The organism is Novosphingobium sp. 17-62-19, from assembly GCF_002256775.1.
In the GTDB taxonomy this organism is placed as follows: domain Bacteria; phylum Pseudomonadota; class Alphaproteobacteria; order Sphingomonadales; family Sphingomonadaceae; genus Novosphingobium.
In genome coordinates, this window is sequence record NZ_NCII01000031.1 from 23,611 (window position 1) to 30,286 (window position 6,676).

Below are 6,676 nucleotides of genomic sequence, written 5' to 3' on the forward strand. Positions count from 1 at the left end.
GTATTTAGGCACGCATGGCCCAAATGAACATTTCCATCCCCGACAAGCTGAAAGAGTGGATCGAAGGCCGCGTGGCCGATGGTTCGTTCGCCAGCAGCAGCGATTACGTGCGCGATCTCGTGCGGCAGGATCAGCGTGACCGGCAGAAGTTGGAACGGTTGCGGGCGGAAATTGAACGTGGCCGGGCTTCGGGTGTGAGCGACACGGACCCGTTCGACTTTTTGGAAGAACTACGCGGGCGGGCGCGTGCTACCGGCCGCGATGCGGCTTGAACAAAGCCGTCTCGCCAAAGCCGACCTGGAATCGATTTTCGAATACGGCTTGCTGCACTTCGGCATTGACCGGGTGCTGGCCTACCTCGATCATATTGAGGGCCGTTTCCAGCAGTTGCTGACCTATCCACGCAGTGGCCGAATCGAGCAGGATCTTTCGGGAACCCTCTATTCAACGTCGTGCGAGGCGCACCGCATCTACTATGAACTGACAGACAATACGGTCGTCATCGTGCGCGTGTTGCACAAGTCGATGGATGCCAGTCGGTGGATTGGTTGATTGAGCACTTTTGATGTCTGGCAGTCGCCGTCCAGAACCTAATCTGCAGCGGCCAAGAAGTGGCAGGATTACAGTTAGCGCCTGAACATCTTTCCAAATGTCCCATATGCAAGAGCGCCTAGGCCAATGAACACTGCAGAGTATAGTATCCCCACACCACGTCCATGTTGTGGATAACCGGCAATCATGACCATTCCGAAGGCAAGAAGAAGTGCGACAACACCAGTGCTGATGCAGGTTTGGTAAAAATCATCGTCAGCCGCTTTGCCGACCACGCTCATTCGGCGTGATGCCTCCTCCAAAATGGCTTTGATCTCGTTCGGCTGAAATCCCTGTTCACCAAATCTTTCAATGACTCGCTCAAGTGATGCACGGCCGCTCATAAGGCTGCCAATGGCATTACGGACAGCAAGTTCAAACCGGTCAGTCGGTGTCTGGGGCAAATCGGCTACCTTTGAAGAGCTACACTGACACGCACACATGGTACTGCTAATAAGGTAACATTTTGCGCATTGTCCGCAATGGGTTTGTGTGTTGAATAACTATCTTATCGAAGACTGGACGCTTCACCATTCAGCGAAAGTCGTTCATGCCCCCCACGAGCTGCCTCAATCGAAAGCGTGTCCGAAAATAGCGCGAATGACCTCGGGTGAGGCGTAGACGCGTTCTGCATCAAGGCGGCGTTCGATTTCGGCCATTTCTTCTGGCGTGAAGGGTGGCTCTTCCGTCCCTTTGGTGTCCTCAGCGGTGTTCATCAAGCATCAATCAACTCAGGATCGATCTCGCTCGCCCGGTTCTGAATGAACATGAACCTTTGCGCCGGATCGCGGCCCATCAGGCGATCGACTAGGTCTTTTACCGCCGCGCGGCCTTCGTATTCCGGGGGCAGGGTGATACGGATGAGGCTGCGGGTGGCTGGTGCCATCGTGGTTTCGCGCAACTGGCCGGGGTTCATTTCGCCGAGGCCCTTGAAGCGGCCGACTTCGACTTTCTTGCCTTTGAACTTGGTGGCTTCCAGTTCGGCGCGGTGGGCGTCGTCCTTGGCGTAGGCTGAGATGCTGCCGTGGGTCAGGCGGTAGAGTGGGGGTTGGGCGAGGTAGAGGTGGCCGCGCCGGACGAGGTCGGGCATCTCCTGAAAGAAGAACGTCATCAGCAGCGTGGCGATGTGCGCGCCGTCAACGTCGGCGTCGGTCATGATGATCACGCGGTCATAGCGCAGCGCGTCGGCGTTGCAGTCCTTGCGCATCCCGCAGCCCAGTGCGAGCGCGAGGTCGGCGATTTCGGCGTTGGCGCGGATCTTGTCAGCCGTGGCGCTGGCGACGTTGAGGATCTTGCCGCGGATCGGCAGGATCGCCTGAGTCTTGCGGTCACGCGCCTGCTTGGCGCTGCCGCCTGCGGAATCGCCTTCGACGATGAACAGTTCGGTCTCGCCATCGCCTTCGCCGGTGCAATCGGTGAGCTTGCCGGGCAGGCGCAGCTTGCGCGAGTTGGTGGCGGTCTTGCGCTTGACCTCGCGCTCAGCCTTGCGGCGCAGGCGTTCGTCCATACGCTCCATCACCGCGCCGAGCAGCGCTTTGCCGCGCTCCATATTGTCGGTGAGGAAGTGGTCGAAATGGTCTCGCACGGCAGCTTCGACCATGCGCGCAGCTTCGGGGCTGGTGAGGCGGTCCTTGGTCTGGCTCTGGAACTGGGGATCGCGGATGAAGACCGAGAGCATGATTTCGCTGCCGGTGATCATGTCTTCGGGCGCGATGTCCTTGGCCTTTTTCTGGCCGATCAGATCGGCAAAGGCGCGGATGCCCTTGGTCAGCGCGGCGCGCAGGCCCTGTTCGTGGGTGCCGCCGTCGGGGGTGGGGATGGTGTTGCAATACCATGAGTAAGAGCCATCGGACCACAGCGGCCACGCGATGGCCCATTCGACGCGGCCATTTTCCTCACCATTCGGCCCCAGCGGAAAGTCCTGACGGCCAGCAAACGGCACCGAGGTGACACATTCACGCCCCGAAACCTGTTCTGCCAGATGATCGGCAAGGCCACCGGGAAACTGGAACACGGCTTCGGCAGGCACTTCATCGCTGGTGAGGCTGGCTGCGCATTTCCAGCGGATTTCTACGCCTGCGAAGAGGTAGGCCTTGGAACGGACCAGCCGGAACAGACGGGCAGGCTTGAACTTCGCGTCCGCGCCGAAAATCTCGGTGTCGGGCACGAAGGTGACCTGCGTGCCGCGCCGGTTGGGGGCGTTGCCAACTTTCAGAAGTTTGGTGGTGGGCAGCCCGCGCGAGAATTCCTGCGCGTAAAGCTCCTTGTTGCGCGCCACTTCGATGCGGGTGAGCGAGGACAGGGCGTTGACCACCGAGACGCCGACGCCATGGAGGCCGCCGGAAGTGGCGTAAGCCTTGCCCGAAAACTTGCCGCCTGAGTGCAGCGTGGTGAGGATCACTTCGAGCGCGGATTTGCCGGGATATTTGGGGTGTTCATCAACCGGGATGCCGCGCCCATTGTCGGTAATCGTCAGGCGGCCAGCCGCGCCGGGCTCTTCCTCGAGCGTGAATTCGATACGGTTGGCGTGGCCTGCGACCGCTTCATCCATCGCATTGTCGAGCACTTCGGCGGCGAGGTGGTGCAGCGCGCGCTCGTCCGTGCCGCCGATGTACATGCCGGGGCGGCGACGGACGGGTTCGAGGCCTTCGAGTACCTCGATTGCGGAGCCGTCATAGGCTTCATCGGCGTTTGTGGCGGGGAGCTTGTCGAAAAGATCATCGGACATGGGAACGGGTATAGAACACGCTGGATTCAGGGCGCAAGCGCGGATGCCGCCTTATCCGGTGATTTCGGGACCGGTTATCGAGTAATGAAGGGGTTCGCGCAGAGACGCCGAGGGAGCAGAGGGCGCAAAGAAGCCGTGGCAGGCTTCCATTTCGTGCCGTCGACCAGATGAACTCCGCTTCGCGGATTCCACTCTGCGCTCTCTGCTCCCTCCGCGCCTCTGCGCGAATCCCTTTTAGAACTTTGCCGGAGCAGGCGAAGCGGTCGCAAAAGTACCCGCACCAACCTCGCGCACTTCCATTGCGCGTTCGGCCATGCCGGTGGCGGTGAAGCGGAATACGCCGTCGAGGCCGATGAAACCTTGCGGGTCAAACAGCTTGGCGGTGGGGAAGGTGGTGCCTGGCTTCCAGCCGCGTGCGACATTCAGCGTCAGCAGCACGCTGTCATAGCCGAGCGTGGCCAGCCGTGAGGGCGTTGCGCCGAAGCGGCTGGTGTAGCTCTTTTCGAACTGGCCGAAACGCTGGTCGGATACGGTGGCGAACCATGCGCCGCGCATGGCCGGGGCTTTGGCAATCGTGCCGTCTCCGCTCCACAGTTCTGTGCCGAGCAGCTTGATTCCCTTGCCCGCAAGCGGTGCGGCTTGCAGCGCGATGCGGCTTCCATCGGCGATCAGCAGGGCGTCAAATTTGCCCTTTTCCTTCGCACGGCGGACCGCGCTGGCGACCGAAGTGTTGCCGCGATCATAGGTTTCGATGCTGGTGACGGCGATGCCCTGTGCGCGCGCGGCTTCGGTCAATCCGGCGGTGGAGCGCTGGCCGTAGTCTCCGGTCGGGATGATGGCCGCGACCGATTTGATTCCGCGCGATTTGGCAAAGCCCAGGACGCGGGCGATGGACTGGCCGGGGGCCTGGCCCATCACGAAGACATCGCGCGATGCAACGGCACTGTCGTTCGAATAAGTAATCATCGGCACCCGTGAGGTGCGGGCGACGTTGGAAACCTGCGTCACGTCATCGGCCAGCAATGGGCCGAGGATCAGCTTGTTGCCATCGCTGATCGCGCGCGCAGCGGCGGTGCCTGCTCCCGTGGCGGTGTCATAAGTGGTGATGCGAAGGTTGGCGGCATTGGTATCGAGCAACGCCATCGTGGCGGCATTGGCGATCGACTGGCCGACGGCGGCGTTGGCCCCGGTCATCGGCACGAGCAGTGCCACGCGATGGCGCCCGGCGTCGGTCGGCAGGACATCGGCGTCGGGCGCTTTTTCGGTCGGCTCGGTCACGGGGACGGAGCCTTTCGGGATCACGGCGCAGCCTGCGAGCAGCGACAGCGCGCCGATTACGGCCCACCGGCGCGATTGGCGAAAGCCCGAAAGCGCTTGTTCGCCGTTGTGCATATCGATCATTCCCTGCGCACCCTCTTGTCGCTCTTAGCCGGGCAGTCCATTGGAACACCTATGGACACGTCACCCCTCGCACCCGGTCTCTATATTGTTGCCACCCCGATTGGCAATCTTGGTGACATAACTCGTCGCGCGGTAGACACGCTTGAGCGCTGCGCGGTGGTGGCGTGCGAGGATACACGAGTTACGGGCAAGTTGCTGAATTTGCTTGGCCTGCACCGCCCGATGCGGCGCTATGACGATCATGCCAGCGATGCTGCGCGGGAAGCATTGCTGGCCGAAATGGTCCAATCTCCGGTGGCGCTGGTATCGGATGCGGGCACGCCGTTGATTTCCGACCCCGGTTACAGGCTCGTGCGCGAGGCGCGGGCGCGGGGAATTGCGGTTACCTCGATTCCGGGACCGAGCGCTTTGGTGACGGCGCTTTCAATGGCTGGGTTACCGACGGATCGCTTCATGTTTGCAGGGTTTCTGCCAAACAAGGACAAGGCGCGGGGCGATGTTCTGGCTGAGCTGGCGGGCGTTCCGGCGACGCTGGTGTTCTATGAAACGGGGCCTCGGTTGGTGGCGTCGCTTGAGGCGATTGCGGAGCGTCTGCCGGGGCGCGAGGTGGCGGTGGCGCGGGAGTTGACCAAGCTGCATGAGGAATGCCGCAGTGGTTCGGCCGAGGAACTGGCGACGCATTACTCTGCGCATCAGGCCAAGGGCGAGATCGTTCTGCTGATTGCCCCTCCAGGTGAGGCAGCTGCGCCGGACGAGGATACGATCGAGGCAGAATTGCGCGCGGCTCTGGCCGAAATGTCACCATCGCAGGCGGCGGGCAAGGTGGCCAAGGCGCATGGGTTGGATCGCAAGGCGCTCTATGCGCGGGCGATGGAGCTTAAAGCTTGAACAGAGCTGAGTCTGAGCGGCAGGGGAGACGCGGAGAGACGCTGGCGCTGTGGTGGCTGCGCTTGCGCGGGTGGCGCATTCTGGCGCAGCGGGTGAAAGTGAAAGTGGGCGAAGTGGACATCGTGGCGCGCAAGGGGCGGACGGTGGCTTTCGTCGAGGTCAAATGGCGGCGCGATGCGGCGTTGCTGGGCGACGCGATTGATGCGCACCGTTTGCGCCGTGTGGCTCGGGCCGCGGAAATGCTGGCGCCGCGCTATACCAAGGGGGGGGATGATGTGCGGATCGATGTGATCCTTGTTGCTCCCCGAACATGGCCGCGCCGGATTGCCAATGCCTGGCAACCCGGCGCTTGAGGCCTGAATAACTACTACTATCAGTGAGCGGGCTTGTGCTCTTCCTTGTGCTCGCCGTCCTTGTGCTCGTCGCGGTGTTCGTCCTTCTTCTCACCCTTGTGTTCGTCGTGTGGGGCCGAGGTGGGGTGCGGATCGGGATTGGCGATGCCCTGGGCCGACCAGCCGAGAACGGCGATACCAGCAGCGGCGACAGTGAACAGTTTGCGCATCAAAGGCTCCAGTCAAAAGAGTGGCGCCATGCTTGGCGCACGCCGAAAATGGTCGCACAGGCGATAAATCGGCTTTAAGGCGCGGGTGAGATAAACCCCTGAGGCTGAGTTCACTTATGGCACTTCGCGTCGCGGTCCAGATGGACCCGCTCCATTCGATCAACATTGCCGGGGATTCCAGCTTTGCGCTGATGCTGGGCGCGCAGGCGCGGGGGCATGAGCTTTACCACTACGATGTCGGTTCGTTGACGCTCGACGAGGATGATCGGCTGATTGCCCATGCCGTGCCGGTGACGGTGCAGCGCGTGGTGGGCGATCACTACAAGGCGGGCGAGAAGCGCCGGATCGATCTGGGTCGTGACATTGACGTGGTGTTGATGCGCCAGGATCCACCATTCGACATGGGGTATATCACCGCCACGCACCTGCTGGAGCGGATCGAGAGCGAGACGCTGGTGGTGAACAACCCCCGCAGCGTGCGCAATGCGCCGGAAAAGGTGATGGTG

General features: G+C 61.7%; 9 protein-coding genes and 1 pseudogene. 5 read left to right on the forward strand and 5 right to left on the reverse strand.

The window, feature by feature from the left end; genetic code table 11:
* The first annotated feature begins 23 nt into the window (after positions 1-23).
* Together B7X90_RS07530 and B7X90_RS07535 are read left to right on the forward strand one after the other, a co-directional pair.
* Positions 24-272, forward strand: coding sequence for a type II toxin-antitoxin system ParD family antitoxin (locus B7X90_RS07530; RefSeq protein ID WP_292623180.1), 249 nt, complete (start codon positions 24-26; stop codon positions 270-272).
* Positions 262-552 carry a type II toxin-antitoxin system RelE/ParE family toxin gene (locus B7X90_RS07535; protein ID WP_292623182.1) on the forward strand — a complete coding sequence of 97 codons (291 nt, stop codon included), beginning with the start codon at positions 262-264 and terminating at the stop codon, positions 550-552. The genes B7X90_RS07530 and B7X90_RS07535 overlap by 11 nt, the downstream gene beginning before the upstream one ends.
* 74 nt (positions 553-626) lie before the next feature.
* Here the strand turns inward: B7X90_RS07535 and B7X90_RS07540 are convergent, their stop codons facing one another.
* From B7X90_RS07540 to B7X90_RS07555, 4 genes are all read right to left on the reverse strand, one after another.
* Positions 627-935, reverse strand: coding sequence for a hypothetical protein (locus tag B7X90_RS07540; RefSeq protein WP_292623183.1), 309 nt, complete (start codon positions 933-935; stop codon positions 627-629).
* A gap of 225 nt (positions 936-1,160) precedes the next feature.
* A complete protein-coding gene (locus B7X90_RS07545; RefSeq protein WP_292623185.1) occupies positions 1,161-1,307 on the reverse strand; it encodes a hypothetical protein in 147 nt (48 codons plus the stop codon).
* Entirely contained in the window at positions 1,307-3,319 is a 2,013-nt protein-coding gene (gene parE, locus B7X90_RS07550; RefSeq protein ID WP_292623188.1) for a DNA topoisomerase IV subunit B, read from the reverse strand. Before parE ends, B7X90_RS07545 begins: the two co-directional genes overlap by 1 nt.
* A 234-nt stretch (positions 3,320-3,553) precedes the next feature.
* Entirely contained in the window at positions 3,554-4,720 is a 1,167-nt protein-coding gene (locus B7X90_RS07555; protein ID WP_292623190.1) for a penicillin-binding protein activator, read from the reverse strand.
* Positions 4,721-4,771: 51 nt separating this feature from the next.
* On the opposite strand from B7X90_RS07555, the gene rsmI reads away from it, so the two are divergent.
* Both rsmI and B7X90_RS07565 read left to right on the forward strand, forming a co-directional pair.
* Positions 4,772-5,608, forward strand: coding sequence for a 16S rRNA (cytidine(1402)-2'-O)-methyltransferase (gene rsmI / locus B7X90_RS07560; RefSeq protein WP_292623194.1), 837 nt, complete (start codon positions 4,772-4,774; stop codon positions 5,606-5,608).
* Entirely contained in the window at positions 5,605-5,961 is a 357-nt protein-coding gene (locus B7X90_RS07565; RefSeq protein ID WP_292623196.1) for a YraN family protein, read from the forward strand. The genes rsmI and B7X90_RS07565 overlap by 4 nt, the downstream gene beginning before the upstream one ends.
* A 20-nt stretch (positions 5,962-5,981) precedes the next feature.
* On the opposite strand, the gene B7X90_RS07570 is transcribed toward B7X90_RS07565, so the two are convergent.
* On the reverse strand, positions 5,982-6,170 hold the full coding sequence (locus B7X90_RS07570; RefSeq protein ID WP_292623198.1) for a hypothetical protein: 189 nt from the start codon (positions 6,168-6,170) through the stop codon (positions 5,982-5,984).
* A 116-nt stretch (positions 6,171-6,286) separates the two neighbouring features.
* Between B7X90_RS07570 and B7X90_RS07575 the strand changes: the two are divergent.
* A pseudogene (locus B7X90_RS07575) lies at positions 6,287-6,676 on the forward strand (glutathione synthase); the annotation flags it as partial.